This is a genomic window from Limnohabitans sp. (assembly GCF_044361645.1).
In the GTDB taxonomy this organism is placed as follows: Bacteria; Pseudomonadota; Gammaproteobacteria; order Burkholderiales; family Burkholderiaceae_C; genus Limnohabitans_A.
In genome coordinates this window covers 1-17,267 of the sequence record NZ_JBIKIL010000040.1, presented here as the reverse complement: position 1 = coordinate 17,267, position 17,267 = coordinate 1, and the positions used below count along the sequence as shown (strand labels likewise).

The following is a 17,267-nucleotide window of genomic DNA, read 5'->3' as shown; positions in this document are numbered from 1 at the left end:
CCTGAGCAAACATGAGCCAGCCCGTCATCATCACGGCCGCCTTGACTGGTGCCGAAGTCAGCAAGTTGCAGCAGCCTGCACTGCCCATCACGCCCGATGAAATCGCGCTGGCGGCCGACCAAGCCTGCCAAGCGGGCGCCGCCATTGTGCATGTGCATGCGCGCTGGCCCGATGGCACACCAAGCCAAGACGGCGGCCTGTACGCAGAGATCATTGAAAAAATCCAAAGCCGCTGCGACGTGATTGTTCAGGTCTCCACCGGTGGTGCCGTCGGCATGACGGCACACGAGCGCTTGCAGCCTGTCATGTGCCGGCCCGAAATGGCCACCTTGTCCATGGGCTCGGTCAATTTTGGCGACGGTGTTTTCCTCAACGAGCCAGCCGATATGCGCCGCTTCTTGCAGACCATGCAAGAGCAAGAGGTGAGGCCCGAGTTTGAGATTTTTGACAGCGGCATGCTGAGCACCTTGAACAAATGGATCAAGAGCGGCTGGGTCCAATGCCCAGTCCACTGTGATTTTGTTCTGGGCGTGCCCGGCGCCATGGCGGCCAGTGTGGCGTCTTTGGTTTTTTTGCATGCGCAACTGCCCCCGGAATCTACCTGGAGCGTAGCGGGCATGGGCCCTGCGCAATTGCAGTTGGGCGCCGTGGCTTTGGCCATGGGCGGTCATGTGCGCGTGGGCTTTGAAGACAACGTGTATTTCCGCAAAGGCGAGTTGGCGCACAGCAACGCCCAGTTGGTGCAGCGCATGGCCGATGTGGCCCGGCTTTTGGAGCGGCCTGTGGCGTCGCCGTCTGAGGCGCGATCAATTTTGCAACTGCCGGGTCTGCCCAGGCTTTAGCCATTGCCCCGCCTGTTGCAGCTGCCAAAGCCGCCAGTTCGCAAGCCTCAGACCCGGCTTTTCATTGTTGAGGGATGCGCACCATAGTTCATGTTTTGTGTTTGATTTCCGTCATGGATCATTATTTATGCCAACAAATTTGCAATATTTATCAAACGTTGGCATTTTGATATCAAAAATGCCAACAAAAAAGAGTCGTGTATTCGTTCGACTCCACAAGGCATGACATGGCCACCCTCATCAGCGAAGCTTCTTTGAAAGACGGCCTTTTGGGCGCAAAAGTCAGTCTGATAGGCGCACCCACCGATGTCGGTGCCAGCGAACTTGGCGCACGCATGGGGCCAGCCGCTTTGCGGGTGGCCGGCATTGCGCAAGCGATTTCAGGGCAAGGCCATGGGGTGCTCGATCTGGGTGATGTGCTGGGCCCGAGCAACCCGCAAGAGCCCCCCAATCAGGGTTACCGCCATCTGAGCCAAGTGCTGGCTTGGAATGCCGGTGTTTACCAGTCGGTGTACTCGGCCCTGCAAGCTGGTCAATTGCCTTTGTTGATGGGTGGAGACCATTGCTTGGCCATCGGCTCCATCAGCGCTGTGGCCAGGTGGTGCCGAGAGAAAAATAAAAAACTGTTGGTCTTGTGGCTTGACGCGCATGCCGACTTCAACACCAGCAGCGTGAGCCCCAGCAGCAATCTGCATGGCATGCCCTTGGCCTGTTTGTGCGGCTTTGGCCCCGATGCTTTGACGGGGCTGTCGGGTGCCAGTCCCGCTTTGCAGGTCAGTCAAGTGCGCTGGCTGGGAATTCGAAGTGTTGACAGCGGCGAAAAATCGCTTTTACAGCAACACCAGGCCTGCGTTTTTGACATGCGCCACATCGACGAGTCAGGCATGCGCCAGGCCATGGCGCAAGCGCTGGCTGGCCTGGACCACCACACGCACCTGCATGTAAGTTTGGATGTCGATTTTCTGGACCCGAGCATCGCTCCGGGCGTTGCCACCGTTGTGCCAGGCGGCCCGACCTACCGTGAAGCCCAGTTGTGCATGGAAATGATCGCTGACACCGCTTGCATGGGCTCTCTCGACATTGTTGAACTCAATCCCGCCTTGGATCAGCAAAACCAAACCGCCCGGTTGGCCGTCGATTTGGTTGAAAGCTTGTTCGGCAAAAGCACCTTGCTGCGCAAGCCAGCAGCCATTTAAAACGCCTTATTGAGCGCACAAAAGGCGCGCTTGCGAGCTCGCGTTCACCATTGCATGTCTCGCCTGATCAAGGCCATGAAAAGATTTTTAGAAAAATGTTTTCACCGAAGGAGACATTTATGAAATTAATCCCTTGTTTCATTTCCGCCACCTTGGCCCTCAAGGCCAGCTTGGGGAAAAACGCCAAATCGGGCATCTTCAGCGGCAAGCACATGTTTGTAGCGCATGTCTCCACGCACACCACCCGCCTCGTTCAGCAAACTCAGGGTTTGCTGAACGAGGCTTAATCAGGGCGGTCTAATTTGGTACTGAGAATGACGGTTGAAAACGTGTCACTCACGCCCTTGATTTCTCGAATACGGTCTAGCACCGCGTCTAACTCTTGCGTTGTCTCGGTGCCCAGCAGGGCGCACAAGTCGTAGCGGCCACTGACAGAGTAAAGCTTGCTCACTTCGTGCCGTTTTGACACGGCGTTCACCACATCCATCTCGGTTCTGGAGTCCACCGCAATGAGCACCAGCGCTTCGATGTGGCCTGCTCGGCGCGGTTGACCAGAGCTGACGGTGTAGCCATGGATGGTGCCTGAATCCTCCAGCGCCTTGAGCCTGAGCTGCACCGTGCTGCGGGCACAGCCCAGGGCTTTCGCCAATTTCACAACGGGCAGTCGCGCATTGACTTTGAGCAGTTGTAACAGTTGTTGGTCTAGTGTGTCCATGCGGTGTCTCCAAGCGATTGGCGTCACCCCAAATGGTGAGCCACATCCTGACGCCATCTCAAGCCCAACTGGTGAGAAAACTCACTGGCTCCGATAGATTGGTCGTTTATTCAAACTGGTGTTTTTCAATATAAATCAACCACTTTGTTTTATTTTAATTATAAGCGCCCGATTCACGCCTCCCCGACACCGCCAGCCCGAGGCTGGCGACGCGCATAAAAGGCCGAAAGTTCTGGCTAGAGCCCAAGCCTCAGACAAGCAAGAACCGGCAAGCCTGCTGTGACGCTCTAGCGCGCTGAAAGTCTTGTGACTCATGCAATTTGATCTTTAACTTGGCAATATGAATTAAAAATAACCCAAATTAATACAATTAAGTTATTGATTTCGGCCTGATTTCTTTTTTAAGATTCACTGAGATTCGTTCTCATTAATTCAAAAACCAGGAGACTCGCCATGACCATAGGCATTTCAAACTTCCCCCGCAGCACCGTCGCCCGGTCTGTTTTTCTTGCCTGCAGCGCCACTGCGTCGGTGCTGGCTGCGCAAGCTGTGTTGGCACAAGACGCTGAGCTCAATCGCGTCGAAATCACCGGCTCCAGCATCAAACGCATTGCCGCTGAAGGTGCGCTGCCTGTCACCGTGCTCAGGGCTGAAGAAATCAAAGCCACCGGCGCCACCTCCACGGTCGACCTGGTCAAGCGCCTGACCTCGGCGCAAGGCGCTTCGAGTGAGTCGGGTTCAGTAGGTTCCAATAGCTTTGGTTTTTCTGGTATTTCCATTCACAACATTGGCGAGGAGAGGACCCTTGTGTTGCTGAACGGTCGCCGTTTGGCTCAGTTCGGTGGGCAAACCTTGACAGGCGCTTACGCGGCTTTTGATTTGAACGCCATTCCCATTTCTGCCATTGAACGCGTGGAATTGTTGACGGACGGCGCTTCCGCACTCTACGGCGCGGATGCCATTGGCGGCGTGGTCAACTTCATCACCAAACGCAACACCACAGCGGGTGACATCAGCATCGGCTTTTCGAACCCTGCCAGCGGCGCGCAAGAAAAACGCCTGAGTGCCACCAAAGGCTTTGGCAGCCTGGAAGAAGATGGCTACAGCGTCATGCTGTCGTTTGGTCACGACCAACGAACGCAACTGTTTTCCGTAGACCGCTCTTTTGCCAAGACCGGCAAAATCGACTTCGGTTACAACGGTAAAAAGTACCGAACACAGGAGTTTTCTGCCAGCCCCATACCCGCCAACGCCACCGATGACAAAGGGCAACTCATCAGCCCCTCTTTAAAAGCCAATGGGGTTTGCCCGCCAAAGACCTTTCGTGTCACCACGCCATACAACGACGGCTCTGGTTTGGTGGACGACTATTGCGGTTTCAACTATGTGGGCGAATTGGAAATCTACCCTGAACGCAGCCGCGACAGCTTCATGGGCTCGGTGACCAAAAAAGTGGGAGATCAGGAATTGTTTTCCGATGTCTTGCTCTCCCGCACCACCCAGGTGTCGCGGATCGCGCCGGTGCCAGGCAGTATCAGTATTCCTGCCGGTTCCGCTTTGCATGACAAATACCTCAAGCCCCTGGGCATCACCGGTGACAGCACGGCTTTTTACCGCCTGTATGACCTGGGCAAGCGCACCAACAAAGACACGTCTGACTTTTTGAGTTTGGCATTGGGTTCACGGGGTTCGCTTTTTAACTGGGACTACAACGCCAGTTTCAGCCACTCATCCAGCAATGTCAAAGGCAATATATCGGGCTACCCCGGGGCTTTGGCAGTGGACCGACTGCTCAGCAGCGGGCTGTTAGACCCGTTTGTAGGACCAGGTCAGCAAACACCTGCTGGCAAGGCCGCCATAGCCGCTGCCGCTTACAACGGTTATGCCGATGGCGGCGTGTCTCAGCTGGACTCTCTCAACCTCAATGGCTCCAGAGAAATTGGCCAACTCCCGGGCGGCGCGGTCATGTTGGGCGCAGGCGTCAACCTCAGCCGTGAGCGTTTCGAGGCCAAACCCAGTTTGTTCCTGCAAGGCAAACTGGCCGACCCGGTGGCTGGCACCCTGTGTGATGGAACAGCTGCCAGCCCCTGTGACCAACGCTTTGGCGATGCCGCTGCCAGTCCACCGTACTCGGCCAGTCGCAACTCCAAAGGTATTTTTGGCGAGCTGATCATGCCAGTGACAAAAAGCCTGGAAATGGGCGCAGCCCTCAGGCTGGACAACTATTCGGATTTTGGCAACGCGACCACGGCCAAGACCAACTTCCGCTGGCAACCGGCTTCCAACTTTTTGATTCGCGGCTCCTTGGGTACAGGCTTTCGCGCCCCCACCGTTCCGCAAGTCAGCGCTTCCGTGCGATCCTATGGTGTCACCAGTGACAATTACACCTGTACGCCAGAGCTGCAAGCGGTTGCAGCGGCCCAAGGTGCTGTTTGTCAATCTGGAAATTCGCAGTATGACGTGCTCGCTGGCGGCAACCGAAATTTAAAACCTGAAAAATCCGAGCAAGCCACCCTGGGCTTCAGACTTGAGCCCAACAACGCGTTTTCTTTGGGCGCCGACCTGTGGGCGGTCAATCTCAAAAATGAAATCGGACAGTTGACCGAGGACTTGGTTTTTGCCAACCCTGGTAAATACGCCTCGTCCTGGAGCAGTCAGCGCGATGTTGGCACCGGTGTCAATTACCTGGCTTTTTTAGCGGACAACAAAAACCTTGGCAAGCGTCAATCCATGGGTATTGACTTGGATTTTTCGGCCAGAACCAAAACCGCCTTTGGACTGTTGGCCTCGCAACTGACCCTGACACACATGCTCAAGGAAAAAAGGCAACTGGAAATTAATGGCCCTTATTACTCGGCCATAGGTAATTTTGCCGAGTTGGGCACAGTCACTTTCAGAAACAAAGGCCGCCTGAGCACGTCTTTGAAGTCCGGCGATTGGGTCAACACATTGGGCATCAATTTCCAGTCCGGTTACATGGACAAAGAGACCGATGTTGAAGTGCTTGACAGCGCAGGGAACATGACGGGCATGGAAAGCATTCGCATCAAGGTGAAAAGTTACTACACACTCGATTGGCAAACCGCCTGGAACCCTGTGGGTAAAAAATGGTCTCTCACCGCCGGCCTGCTGAACCTGATGGACACCAAGCCACCCTTTGCCGTATCTGGCGGTGGTTTGGGCCGTGGACAGCAGTACGGCTATGACGACCGGTACTATGACCCCCGTGGCCGCACCCTTTATGTGAATGCCTCCTACAAGTTCTGAGCTTTGCGGCTGAAGAACAGCGGCGCTTTGTATTTTTTAAGCTGAGTCTGCCCTGAAAGCCTGGCCTGCGTGATGTGGGTCAGGCTTTTGTGTTTCATGCTTTATGGCACTTGGCACTTGCACATGATGCTTGGGATTTGCACGGCATTGTCCAGGTATGACGCCGTGCTGGGTGTTGTCGTTCAGCCTTGAGTTTTCTCTTTGGACTTTGCGCCTTGCCAAAGTGAAGGCCAGTCGCCGTTGCCGTATTGAAAGCGCGGTGTTTAAAGGGCGTTGTTTTCAGGCCTGCGCTCGAAAGAGGCCCTTGCGCAAGCCTTACTTTAGCCTTGGCACGGCCTGCAAAAGACGGCGGGTGTAGTCGTGCGCGGGCTGATCCAAAACCTGCGCTGCAGGGCCCAATTCAAGCAAGCGCCCATTTTTCATGACTGCAATGTCGTGCGCCAAGTACTCCACCACGCCAAAATTGTGGGTGATGAACAGGTAGGCGAGCTTGAACTCTTGTTGCAGATCTTTGAGGAGGTTGAGAATTTGCGCTTGTACCGACACGTCCAGTGCCGAGGTGGGCTCGTCGGCAACAATCAGCGTCGGCTCGACGGCCAGCGCACGGGCAATGGCCAGGCGTTGGCGCTGGCCGCCTGAAAACTCGTGCGGATACCGCGCCATGGCGCTGCGCGGCAATCCGACTTTGTCCAGCAGCTCGCTCACCTTGTGTGTGCGTACGCTGGCGCTCAACTCTGGGCGCAGGCTGGTCACCCCTTCTTCGAGCAGCTCTGACACCCGCATGCGCGGGTTCAAGGAGGCAAAAGGGTCTTGAAAAACGATTTGCATGTTTTTGCGCACGGCGCGCAGAGCTTCGCCATGCAAAGCGCCCAGCGCCTGCCCAGCCAACATGGCCGAACCGCTGACTTGCGCCTGTTGGCGCAGCAGTTGCAGCAGTGCTTTGCCCAGCGTTGTTTTTCCGCTGCCCGACTCGCCCACCAGTGCCAGTGTTCGGCCTGGTGAGAGTGAAAACGACACGCCATCGACCGCCTTGACGTGGCCAACCGTGCGTTGCAAAAGGCCTTGGCGAATCGGAAACCAAACGCGGTAGTCCACCAACTCCAGCAAGGGCTGCTCAGCATGGGGCTCGACCTCGGGTGAGCTGAGCTGAGCTTGTTGCAGCGTGACAGGCGCTGCAGAGCGGCCCGTTTGGTACAAAAAGCAGCGCACGTGGTGACGGTCAGACACCGGCAGCAATTCAGGTTGCTCTTGCTGGCATTGGGCCGTGGCATCGGCGCAGCGCTCCACAAAGCGGCAGCCACGAAAGTGCTGATTGAGCAGCGGCACCGAGCCGGCAATCGAGGCCAGGCGCTGGCCGCGTTTGCTGGCGTCTGGCAGCGCGGCAAACAGGTTGACGGAATAGGGGTGGCGCGGCTGGGCAAAAAAATCGGCCGCGTTGGCCACTTCAACCACCTGGCCCGCGTACATCAGGGCCACGCGGTGCGCCATTTGCGACACGATGGCCAGGTCGTGCGTGATCAAGAGCATGGCCATTTTCTGGCTTTGCTGAAGGGATTGGAGCAAGTCCAAAATCTGCGCCTGAATGCTCACATCCAGCGCCGTGGTGGGTTCGTCGGCAATCACCACATCGGGTTCGGCGGCCAGTGCAATGGCGATCATCACGCGTTGTTTTTGCCCCCCGGACATTTGATAGGGGTAGTCGTTGACCCGCCGCTCGGCGTCTGGTATGCCCACCCTTTGCAGCCATTCCACGGTTTTTTCATGCACCGCTTGGCCGCGCATGGGGGTGTGGCGTTCAATCACCTCCGCAATTTGACGGCCGACGGACATGACGGGGTTCAAACTGGTGGAGGGCTCTTGAAAAATGATGCTCACGCGCCGACCTCTAAAGTCTCGCATGCGCGACTCGGGCAGTGCCAGCAGGTTTTGCCCGTCCATCTTGACCTGACCACTGGCAACGCGGGCACTGTCGGGCAGCAGGCGCAACAGGGACAGTGCCGTCATGGATTTGCCACAACCGGACTCGCCCACCAGGGCAAAAGTTTCACCGCGCTGCAAGCTGATGGACAGCGCGTCCACCGCGCGAATCAGGCCGATGTCGGTGTCCAGCTCGGTGCTGAGGTGGTGGATGTCAAGCATGCTTTACCTTTGCGCCTCTGTGGCGTTGTTCAACACGCCCGATGTCGGTTTGGCGCGTTGGACCCTGAACGTCTTGGCGCGGGGGTCAAAGGCTTCGCGCACTGCGCTGGAAAACAGCGTCATGGACAAGACCAGCGTGACCATGAAGGCAAATGCCGTCAGCAAGTTCCACCAAACCACGGGGTCGCGTGACATTTCATTGCGCGCACCATTGATCATGGAGCCAAAGCTGTGGGTGCTGGGGTCCACGCCCACGCCCACGTAAGACAGTACCGCTTCATACAAGACCAGGCCTGAAAAATCCAGCACCGCCACAATCACCACAATATGGGTCAGGTTGGGCAAGATGTGGCGGCGCATGATTTGCCTGTCGGACACGCCAAAGGCCCGCGCCGCCTGCACATAGTCCAGCTCAGCGAGCTTGAGGGTTTCGGCGCGCAGCAGCCTCGCCAATTGGGCCCAGCCCGTGACACCCAAAATCACGGCCAACAAAAACAGGCGCACATCGGCGCGCTCCAGCCCGGTTTCAAACAGCGTGGGATTTTTGTCGATGAACACCTGAATCATCAGCGCAAAGGCTGAAATCAGCAGCACCGAGGGTATGGACGAGAGCACGGTGTAGAGGTACTGAATGGCGTCGTCTGTACGCCCCTTGTAATATCCCGCCAAAATGCCCAAAACCACCGCAAAAGGCAAGGTGGCCAGCGTGGCCAAAGAGCCAATCACCACCGCCGTGCGTATGGACTTGATGGCCTGGTACAGCACATCGTTGCCCGTCTGGTCGGTGCCCAGCACATGGTAGTGGGGCCACAATGCCGCCAGCCAGCCAGCCAGCCAGGCCAGCGCGGTGAGTGTCCATAAAACAGAGCGCCAAGGCAGCTCGGTCTGGCCTCGCCACAGGGCACCCAAACTGCTCGCCAGCGTGCCCGCGCGCCTGAGCTTGGCGACCAGCAACCACATGGCCAGGGAAAAAAGCGTGCCCATCAGCAGCCCTTGCAGCGACTTGCTCAACACATCGGCAGCCCATTGGGTGTGCGGGTCTTGCAGGTGCTGGCCGCCATGCAGCAGGCGTGGAAAATCGCGCACCAGTACTCCGTTCACCACCAGCGACTCTTTGGAAAACTGGTGCGTGGCCAGCGGCTTGGAGTAAGTTTTTTCAATCGCCTCGCGCGGACCGCTTAACAGCACATCCAGCAGCGACAAGGTGCGCGTCGAATAAACCGGCTCACTGGTTGCGGTGGCCCCTGGCGAAGCCGGTAACAGAGGGCGAAAATGCACCGAGTCGAGCACGGCAATCAACACAAACAACAGCAAGACCACGCCGGCCGACATGGCCGAAGCGTCATGCAACACATGCCGCCAAGACTGGCGCAAGCTGGGCACCTTGCGTACATGCCAGACATACGCTGCAATGCCCAGCAACAAGCCAAAAAGCGCCAAGTCGGTCATTAGAAATACAAATTTTGGCATCGTGGTTCCTGATGCGTCAGCCCAAGCGAACCCGGGGGTCGGCCCAAGTGTAGGAAATGTCGGTCAAAATCAAGCCCACGATGTACAGCGCAGCACCCAAGAACACCATGGAGCGCACCACCGCAAAATCTTGCGCATTGATGGCATCAATGGTGTAGCTGCCCAGCCCCGGAATGCCAAAAAAGGACTCCATGATCAGGGCCCCTAAAAACAGCAGCGGCAACACCGAAACAGTGCTGGTCAAAATCGGCAAGAGTGCGTTGCGCAGCACATGCTTGAACAGAACCACGGTCTCAGACAAGCCTTTGGAGCGGGCCGTTCGCACATAGTCTTTGCCAATTTCTTCAAGAAACATGGTGCGGTAAAAAAGGCCCTCACCACCGAGGCGCGACAAAATGCCCATCATCACGGGCAAGGCCAGAAACACGAGTAGCGCCCCGCCCCCGGCAAAGCCCGAAATAGGCACCAACTTGAGCAGTTTGCTGAAGAAAAACTGGCCCACGATGATGTAGAAAAGGCCCGAGATCGACATCAAGAAAACCAAAGCCGCCACACCCCAAAATTCGAGATAGGTGCTTTTGAAAAAAACCAGCACCAAGGACAGCAGCAAAACCACCAAAATTCCCAATATAAAAGTGGGTACGGCCAAGGCCAACGATGGCCAGACCCTGCGCTTGAGTTCATAAGAAATGTCGCGCCCAGTGTCTGAGGCGCCAAATTCAAAAACAAAAAGCGGCACCGATCGTTCAAAGAAAATCGTCTTGGTCAGCTTGGCGTGGCCTGGCTCGCTGGCGTTCCACAGCAAGGGCTTGTCGTAGCCGCGCTCGGTCTTCCACTTGTCAATGGCGTCTTGCGTGACCCGCTTGCCCCCGATGTTCATGCGCGCCATGTCGTCGGTGGTGTTGAGCCCGAAAAACAGCACAAAGGTCAGCAGGTTGACCCCAATGAGAATCAAGATGCCGTAGCCAATTCGGCGAATGATGTAATTGATCATGCGCGCGCGTCCTGGGGTGCCAGCGTTCTGGCGGCGGTTTGCTGCTCGCGCCTTCGCCAAGCCAAGCCTGCAGGCAATAAAAGCAACAAGAACAGGCCCAGCAGCAAGGGAAGAGGCCACCACACGGGTTTGTTCCATTCGCTGATTTTCTGCGCGCGCAGCGCAACGTCCAAGTTCAGGTGAGCAATGTTGTTGCGAATGAGTTGGGTGGCCTTGCCGTTGCCAATCCACTGGTGGTAGGCGGCGGCGGACTTTGAAAAATAACCAAAACTCCAGACCGCATCTTGTTGGGTGATCTCTATCATCTGATCGATCAGGTGCTGCTTTTCAGGGCCATCCTCCAGGAATTTCATGCGCTCAAACAGCCGGTCAAAAGCGGGGCTGCTGTAATTGGCTGCGTTTTCGCCATTGCCCTGGGTCATGGCCTTGGCGTTGCCGCTGTACAGCATGAACAAAAAGTTTTCCGCGTCGGGGTAATCTGCCAGCCAACCCCAGGTGAAAAGTTGCACCGTGCCCTTGTTCATCTTTTCTTGAAAACGGTTGTAATCCGTGGCGCGTATTTCCAGCTGTACGCCGATCTTGGCAAATTGTTTGGTGTACCAGTCCAGCATGGACTTGGAGCCCGCTGCCGAACTGCTGTAGTCAAAGTTGAGCACCAGAGGCTGCCCAGTTTGAGCGTGCCGACCGCCTGGGTAGCCCGCCTCTGCCAGCAGCCGCTGGGCCTCTTGTATCGGCCTTCTCAGCACTTGACCATCTGCGCCTCGGTTGTAAACCACCGGGTTGAATGCAGCCGGGCCGTCGGCACGGTAACCAAACAGCGAAGGCGGCACCGGGCCGTGGGCCGCCACGCCCTGACCCCGTTCAAAAATGGCGACATGCTCTTCCCAATCGATGGCAATGGACAATGCCTGGCGAAGTTTGCGCTTGGCTTCGGCCTCTTCGGGGGTTTTGCCTTGACCCACCACCGGGTCCAGCCAATTGAAGCCAAGGTAAAAATTGTTGGCTTCAACTGTGGTCGGTAGCTGAACGCCTTTGTCTTTGAATTCCTTTTCCTTGGCCTTGTCGTCAGCCATCTGCACAATGTAGCCTGTGCCCACATCCAAGCGCTCGATCGCCGGTGAGTCATAAAAACCTTGTATGAACTTCGCTTGCAGCGGCACGTCTTCTTTTTCTATGTCGAACACCACTTTGTCGATAAACGGCATGGTCTTGCCGCAGTCCTTGAGGTAGCCCAAGGCTTGGTCTTGTGGCTCGCCTTCACAGGGGTAAGTCTCGCCGCGAAAAAGGGGGTTGCGCTGCAGCACGTGGCGTCGGTTTTCGGAGAACTCGGTCAACATGTAAGGCCCGGTTCCCACGGGCCAGTAGTTGAGCGAGAGGTTTCTTTGCGCCATGCCAGGCTGGGCGTAGAACTTTTCGGCTTCCCAGGGCATGGGGGCAAAAAAAGTCATGGCCAGCCAGTACTTGAATTGCGGGTATTTGCCTTTCAGCCGTATTTTCAGGGTGTATTTGTCAACAGCCGTCGCACCCTCAAACCCGTGCTCTCGAAAGTCCAGAAAGGGCAGGTCGCGGTTGCCAGGGGCCATGCCTTCTCGCAGCTGTTTGTCAAACTGCGCGATTTTTTCTGCATAGGACTTCAGACCCACTATATAGCTGGCCATGGTCGAAAAAGAGGGCGACTTGATACGTGGGCTCGCCAGGCGACGTATGCCGTACACAAAGTCCTCGGCAAGGAGTTCACGTGAGCCCGTTTTTGGAAAGTCTGGGATTTGGTATTTGCCTTCCAGATCCGCTGGCGTGAGTGCATGGTAGAGGTAAGCGCCTTGCGCATTTTTTGCAAAGGCCGGGTGTGGAGCGAACTGTATTCCTGGCTTGATTTTTATTTCAAAAACCGTTTGTGCAATCTGATCGCCAGGTGCATCGTCGGGTAAGGTTTGCCCAGACCTGTCCAGGTACTGACCTTGCGACACAGCCTGCGCAGAGCGTCCAATCAACTCATAAGGGCGCTTGAGGTAGTGGTAACCATAGGGCGGCTCGTAGACCTGGTAGGTGTAAGGCGTCTCATCGTTGCTGTAAGAACTGGTGGGATCCAAGGTTTTAGGTGAGTGCTTTGTAAACGGCACATACAAGGTGTTGCTGGCCTCGGAGCCTGGTGGGTGCGGGTTGTTCAAGACCTCGCCGCAGCCGCTCAGCAAGCTGGCAAGTAAAACGGCCATGGCCGACACCGAGACAGGCCAGCGAACCGTCAGCGACGCTGTGCGCATGGCTTGTGCAAGTCGTTCAGTGCGGTTGGTTGCGGCGTTCATTCAATTCATTCAATCTTGAAGTTGAATTCTTGAACCGCAATCATTTCAACCGAGTCTTGCGAACACTTGTACTGCAGCATGGCCTCGCGCACCGCCGCATGAAACACTCTGGGGCCCGAAAGAATCGTCACCTCTTTAACTGCCCCATCACTGACGCGGGCTTGTGCCTTGACCACGCCTTGGGTGCCGTCTTGCAAGGCCTTGCGCGGCATCACTGGGGCCACTTGGCTGGGACAGGCCAAGCCGATGCTGGTGCTCTTGGGGCCTGAGGGCATCACGGGTGCAACAACCTGAGGGGCAGGAGGGGGGGGTGGTGCAATCACCGGGGCCACCAGTGGTGCTGTGTCACTGGCCACAATGCTTGGCGCGGTGCTCACAACGGCAGGGGCCACATCAGGGGGCGGAACAAATGGCGGTGGTGGTGCTTCGACCTTGGGTATCTCTTTGATCACCTCAACGCGCTTGGGTGGTGGTGGTGGCGGCGGCGGCGGCGGCGGGGGGATGATCACCTCTTGAATGACCACGGCTTGGAGCGGCTTTTTTATCAGCTCCAGTCCGCCACGCGCCATAGCAGAGAACAGTGCATAAGCAATCAGCGCATGGACCACCACCACGACCACAAGGCCCTTGATGCGTCTGGACGGGTCTTGCTGGCCATAAGCTTGCTGGACGTGTGCGCTCATTTGACAAACTGCTCCGAGCCAATCACGGCAATTTTGGTCAGACCAATGCGGCGGCTGCTGGACAAGACCCTGGCAAATTCTGCGTATTGCGACAACTTGTGCGGCCGGATATGGACTTCCGGTTGTGGGTTGAGTTGTGCCAGCGCACGCATGTTTTGATCGAGCTCGCTTGCATCGACTGGCAGGCCCTGCCAGAAGACGGCGCTTTTTTCGTCAATGTCGATCTGGATTTTTTCAGGTTTGATGGCATTGCTGGGGGGGGTGCCCACGGGCAGTTCCAAAGTCACCGAGTGCAGTTGAATCGGGATGGTGATGATCAACATCACCAACAGCACCAACAACACATCGATCAGCGGTGTGGTGTTGATGTCCATCATCACTTGCGGTTCGTCTGAGCCGCTGGTGCGGCCAACATTCATGCTCATGCTTGATACCTTTCGTGCCGACTCAACTGTCCAAAGCCGGTGGCTCGGTGATGAAGGCAATTTTGGTAATGCCCGCGCGCTGGCAAGCCAGCAAGACTTTGCCAACCCCTTCGTACTGTGCGCCCATATCACCGCGCACGTGGACTTCGGGTTGAGGATTGGCAGTAGCGACTTTTTTGAGCTTTTCAACCAGCCCATCGACACTGTCTATACGCGCTTCGTAGTAAAAAATATGCCCGGCTTGGTTGACCGAAATGATGACGTTTTCGGGCTTGCTTTCGCGCACCTCAATGCGTTCTTTGGGCAGTGTCACCTGAATCGAGGTGGTCACCACCGGGATGGTGATCAAGAAAATAATCAGCAAAACCAGCATCACGTCGACCAGTGGTGTGGTGTTGATGGTCGACATGACCGCGTCTTCGTCGCCGTCATCCGTTGTGATGTTGATGGACATATTCCGCTTCCAAATAAGTCTTAGCCAGCGCGCTGATGCGCCCCGCATCGCGAGTGTGGTTTAACCCTTGGCCACAGAACCGAGCACCACCGAGTGCAGATCCTGGCTGAACGCCCGAATATCGTCCATCACGCCCTTGTTTCGGCGCACCAACCAGTTGTAGGCCAGCACCGCGGGCACAGCCACCGCCAAGCCAATGGCCGTCATGATCAGGGCTTCACCCACGGGCCCTGCCACTTTGTCAATGGAGGCTTGGCCAGATATGCCGATCGCGGTCAATGCATGGTAGATGCCCCAGACCGTTCCAAACAGACCAACAAAAGGCGAGATGGAGCCAACCGTGGCCAGCACCACCAAGCCGTTTTGGGTGTTGCTCTGGACCCGGTCAACCGCGCGTTGAATGCTCATGGAGACCCACTCATTGAGTGGAATATGGCCCATCAAGCCGTTGTGTTTTTGGAGTGCACTGGTGGCCCCTTCGGCGATGAAGCGGTAAGGGCTGCTCACTTCAAGCGCTGCGCTGCCTTGATCGACCGTGCCGGCCGACCAGAAATTTTCCTTTGCCGCTTTCGCTTGGCGCGTCATCTTGTTTTGCTCCAGCAGTTTGACGACGGTGACATACCAACAACTCACACTCATCACCACCAGCAAAAGCAAGACGAATTTGGCCACGGCATCTGAGGTTTTCCACAGCGCAGCAAGGCCGTAAGGATTTTCTGGTATTTCGACCTTTGCACTCTGTGCGGCACCAGCCCCACCCAGCGCAATCGGCGCGGCTGCCACCGGTGGTGGTTCAGCAGCTTGCCCTTGCGCCAACACAAGGCTTGGGGAAATGCTGAATGTAAAAAAGCACAAAAAGGCCAAAAACATACGATGAACTTTGTTGAACGGCACCGCGAACCCTTTCGATGAATAAAGCAGAAATTTCGTCATGACCTGGCCCGCTTGTTCAGGCAGTTCATTGACGAGAAAATTGAAATGATAAATTATCAAAAATCACTTTAAATAATAAAATTATTATTTTTAGCATTTTTAACATCACATGCGTGGCGTATTTTAAACAAGTGTATCCTTGGAGTACTTGATTTTAAAAATTTAATTGGGCCGAAAACAACAAGCGATTTGTTTTTCATCTTATTTTTTTCGAGTCAAAATGTCGTGGCTTCAATCAAAGTGCATTATCGAAATCCTGATTTCACACCACCATCGCAGCGAGTGTGCGACTCACTTTAAATCAAACCCGACCTGTTCTATAGCCACAGGTGCGTTGACTGGCGCTGCCGTGACCCAGTCGGTGATGAAAACAAACTCAAAAGTTCTAACTTGACCTTGGTGTCAAACAAAGCCTCTACACTCGCGATGTACGCACATCAGAGGGTTGATGCCGTCAAACGAAAGGAGTCCGTCTATGCAGGACATACATCGCCTGTTAAAAAAAATACATTCTGGTTCTGATTGGGTAGGGCTGCGTCTTGTCAATGAAACAACAAGCGTTAGAACTGTTCGCAATGAAAAGCCTGAACGAAATACCAGCAGTTTTGACCGTGGCCTGATGGTTGAGGTTTTGGTCAATGGGCACTTTGGCCATGCCGCGACAAATGACACCAGTGATGAAGGCATTCAGCGTGCCACCATGTTTGCGCGCGAGATGGCCAAAAAAGCTTCAGCGCACAAAATTTTTAACTTCTCTGACCAACAAAGACCGCCAACCCGTGCACGCTTCATCAGCCCTCGCGCAGCGGAGATGGACGCCAACCTACAGGCGATGACAGACACCCTGCTCAGCGCAAGTCTGGCCATGAAGGTCAATGACAAAATTGTGAGCCGCTTGGCCACGGCCACGATGGTGGAGACAGACATCCACATGGTCTCTAGCAACGGGGCCGACATTCAGCAAAATTTCTCAAGCCTTGAGCGTCATTTTGAGGCCACCGCACAAGATGGTGCGGAATCCCAAATTCGAACCTATGGGGAATTATTTCAAGGGGGTATTGGAAGTCTTAAGCCTGAAAATATAATACGTCGCTCAGTTGAAATTGGTGAAGACGCCATCAAGTTATTAACTGCTCAAAATTGTCCAAATGAGAAGTTGGACCTGCTGATTGCGCCCGATCAAATGAATTTGCAGATTCACGAATCGATTGGTCATCCACTGGAGTACGATCGAATTCTTGGTGATGAAAGAAATTATGCTGGCTGGAGTTTTGTAAAACCTGAGGACTTTGGTGTACTGCAGTATGGTTCAGGCTTGATGAATGTCAGCTTCGACCCCACTATTCCAGGGGAGGTTGCCTCTTATGCTGTTGACGAGTCTGGTCTATTGGCAAATCGTGAATTTTTAATTCAAGACGGTATTCTTCAGCGCGGACTTGGAAGCCTTGAATCTCAGACCCGACTCAAGCTGCCAGGGGTTGCCAACTCACGTTCAAGCTCATGGAATCGAGCGCCGATTGATAGGATGGCCAATATCAATCTCGAGGTCGGCACCAGCAGCCTAGAGCAAATGATTGCTGCTACTGAACGTGGTATTTTGATGAAAACAAACAAATCTTGGTCAATCGACGACTACCGTCATAAATTTCAATTTGGTTGTGAATTTGCTCAACTGATTGAGAATGGAAAACTCACACAGCTCATAAAAAATCCGAACTACCGTGGCATCAGAAGTTCGACACCTTTTTCCAGAAACGCTTCCTTCCGCAGCCCAGTCTGCCAATAAATTCAAGCACTTGCGAGGGTTTTCAGACTGAAGCTTAAAAATCTTTGTAGTGGCACGTTA

At 55.2% G+C, this 17,267-nt stretch carries 14 protein-coding genes; 5 read left to right on the top strand and 9 right to left on the bottom strand.

The genetic code is table 11. The annotated features are described in order from the left end of the window. Positions 1-11: 11 nt before the first annotated feature. From ACIQ39_RS08195 to ACIQ39_RS08185, 3 genes are all read left to right on the top strand, one after another. Complete coding sequence (locus ACIQ39_RS08195; protein ID WP_396434124.1) at positions 12-842, top strand: 3-keto-5-aminohexanoate cleavage protein; 831 nt, start codon at positions 12-14, stop codon at positions 840-842. 227 nt (positions 843-1,069) lie between these two features. Beyond that, a complete protein-coding gene (rocF, locus tag ACIQ39_RS08190) occupies positions 1,070-2,038 on the top strand; it encodes an arginase (protein ID WP_396434123.1) in 969 nt (322 codons plus the stop codon). 119 nt (positions 2,039-2,157) lie between these two features. Then, entirely contained in the window at positions 2,158-2,325 is a 168-nt protein-coding gene (locus ACIQ39_RS08185) for a hypothetical protein (RefSeq protein ID WP_396434122.1), read from the top strand. Here ACIQ39_RS08185 and ACIQ39_RS08180 read toward each other — a convergent pair. Next, entirely contained in the window at positions 2,322-2,753 is a 432-nt protein-coding gene (locus ACIQ39_RS08180; RefSeq protein ID WP_396434121.1) for an Lrp/AsnC family transcriptional regulator, read from the bottom strand. The genes ACIQ39_RS08185 and ACIQ39_RS08180 overlap by 4 nt on opposite strands. A 453-nt stretch (positions 2,754-3,206) precedes the next feature. On the opposite strand from ACIQ39_RS08180, the gene ACIQ39_RS08175 reads away from it, so the two are divergent. Further along, positions 3,207-6,020 (top strand): TonB-dependent receptor domain-containing protein, encoded by a 2,814-nt coding sequence (locus ACIQ39_RS08175; protein ID WP_396434120.1) that lies wholly within the window; start codon positions 3,207-3,209, stop codon positions 6,018-6,020. 315 nt (positions 6,021-6,335) lie between these two features. Here ACIQ39_RS08175 and ACIQ39_RS08170 read toward each other — a convergent pair whose 3' ends face one another. The 8 genes from ACIQ39_RS08170 to ACIQ39_RS08135 are packed head-to-tail and all read right to left on the bottom strand — an operon-like array spanning position 6,336 to position 15,358. Continuing rightward, positions 6,336-8,159, bottom strand: coding sequence for a dipeptide ABC transporter ATP-binding protein (locus ACIQ39_RS08170; RefSeq protein ID WP_396434119.1), 1,824 nt, complete (start codon positions 8,157-8,159; stop codon positions 6,336-6,338). Positions 8,160-8,162: 3 nt separating this feature from the next. Further along, a complete protein-coding gene (locus ACIQ39_RS08165) occupies positions 8,163-9,629 on the bottom strand; it encodes an ABC transporter permease (RefSeq protein WP_396434118.1) in 1,467 nt (488 codons plus the stop codon). A gap of 16 nt (positions 9,630-9,645) precedes the next feature. Next, on the bottom strand, positions 9,646-10,623 hold the full coding sequence (locus tag ACIQ39_RS08160) for an ABC transporter permease (protein WP_396434117.1): 978 nt from the start codon (positions 10,621-10,623) through the stop codon (positions 9,646-9,648). Beyond that, entirely contained in the window at positions 10,620-12,884 is a 2,265-nt protein-coding gene (locus ACIQ39_RS08155; RefSeq protein WP_396434140.1) for an ABC transporter substrate-binding protein, read from the bottom strand. Before ACIQ39_RS08155 ends, ACIQ39_RS08160 begins: the two co-directional genes overlap by 4 nt. A 47-nt stretch (positions 12,885-12,931) precedes the next feature. Further along, positions 12,932-13,609 (bottom strand): energy transducer TonB, encoded by a 678-nt coding sequence (locus tag ACIQ39_RS08150; RefSeq protein ID WP_396434116.1) that lies wholly within the window; start codon positions 13,607-13,609, stop codon positions 12,932-12,934. Next, positions 13,606-14,034: an ExbD/TolR family protein gene (locus tag ACIQ39_RS08145; RefSeq protein ID WP_396434115.1), complete on the bottom strand. Its 429-nt coding sequence runs from the start codon at positions 14,032-14,034 to the stop codon at positions 13,606-13,608. The genes ACIQ39_RS08150 and ACIQ39_RS08145 overlap by 4 nt, the downstream gene beginning before the upstream one ends. Positions 14,035-14,056: 22 nt before the next feature. After that, on the bottom strand, positions 14,057-14,488 hold the full coding sequence (locus ACIQ39_RS08140) for an ExbD/TolR family protein (protein ID WP_396434114.1): 432 nt from the start codon (positions 14,486-14,488) through the stop codon (positions 14,057-14,059). 60 nt (positions 14,489-14,548) lie between these two features. Next, positions 14,549-15,358, bottom strand: a complete 810-nt coding sequence (locus ACIQ39_RS08135) for a MotA/TolQ/ExbB proton channel family protein (RefSeq protein ID WP_396434113.1) — start codon at positions 15,356-15,358, stop codon at positions 14,549-14,551. A 538-nt stretch (positions 15,359-15,896) separates the two neighbouring features. Here ACIQ39_RS08135 and ACIQ39_RS08130 point away from each other — a divergent pair. Beyond that, the gene (locus tag ACIQ39_RS08130; RefSeq protein ID WP_396434112.1) at positions 15,897-17,207 is read left to right on the top strand and encodes a TldD/PmbA family protein; all 1,311 of its coding nucleotides are present in this window, start codon (positions 15,897-15,899) and stop codon (positions 17,205-17,207) included. Positions 17,208-17,267 lie beyond the last annotated feature (60 nt).

Coding starts and splice junctions, on each gene's coding strand:
- ACIQ39_RS08195 (WP_396434124.1), top strand. CDS start 12: ATGAGCCAGCCCGTCATCATCACGGCCGCCTTGACTGGTGCCGAAGTC.
- rocF (WP_396434123.1), top strand. CDS start 1,070: ATGGCCACCCTCATCAGCGAAGCTTCTTTGAAAGACGGCCTTTTGGGC.
- ACIQ39_RS08185 (WP_396434122.1), top strand. CDS start 2,158: ATGAAATTAATCCCTTGTTTCATTTCCGCCACCTTGGCCCTCAAGGCC.
- ACIQ39_RS08180 (WP_396434121.1), bottom strand. CDS start 2,753: ATGGACACACTAGACCAACAACTGTTACAACTGCTCAAAGTCAATGCG.
- ACIQ39_RS08175 (WP_396434120.1), top strand. CDS start 3,207: ATGACCATAGGCATTTCAAACTTCCCCCGCAGCACCGTCGCCCGGTCT.
- ACIQ39_RS08170 (WP_396434119.1), bottom strand. CDS start 8,159: ATGCTTGACATCCACCACCTCAGCACCGAGCTGGACACCGACATCGGC.
- ACIQ39_RS08165 (WP_396434118.1), bottom strand. CDS start 9,629: ATGCCAAAATTTGTATTTCTAATGACCGACTTGGCGCTTTTTGGCTTG.
- ACIQ39_RS08160 (WP_396434117.1), bottom strand. CDS start 10,623: ATGATCAATTACATCATTCGCCGAATTGGCTACGGCATCTTGATTCTC.
- ACIQ39_RS08155 (WP_396434140.1), bottom strand. CDS start 12,884: ATGCGCACAGCGTCGCTGACGGTTCGCTGGCCTGTCTCGGTGTCGGCC.
- ACIQ39_RS08150 (WP_396434116.1), bottom strand. CDS start 13,609: ATGAGCGCACACGTCCAGCAAGCTTATGGCCAGCAAGACCCGTCCAGA.
- ACIQ39_RS08145 (WP_396434115.1), bottom strand. CDS start 14,034: ATGAGCATGAATGTTGGCCGCACCAGCGGCTCAGACGAACCGCAAGTG.
- ACIQ39_RS08140 (WP_396434114.1), bottom strand. CDS start 14,488: ATGTCCATCAACATCACAACGGATGACGGCGACGAAGACGCGGTCATG.
- ACIQ39_RS08135 (WP_396434113.1), bottom strand. CDS start 15,358: ATGTTTTTGGCCTTTTTGTGCTTTTTTACATTCAGCATTTCCCCAAGC.
- ACIQ39_RS08130 (WP_396434112.1), top strand. CDS start 15,897: ATGCAGGACATACATCGCCTGTTAAAAAAAATACATTCTGGTTCTGAT.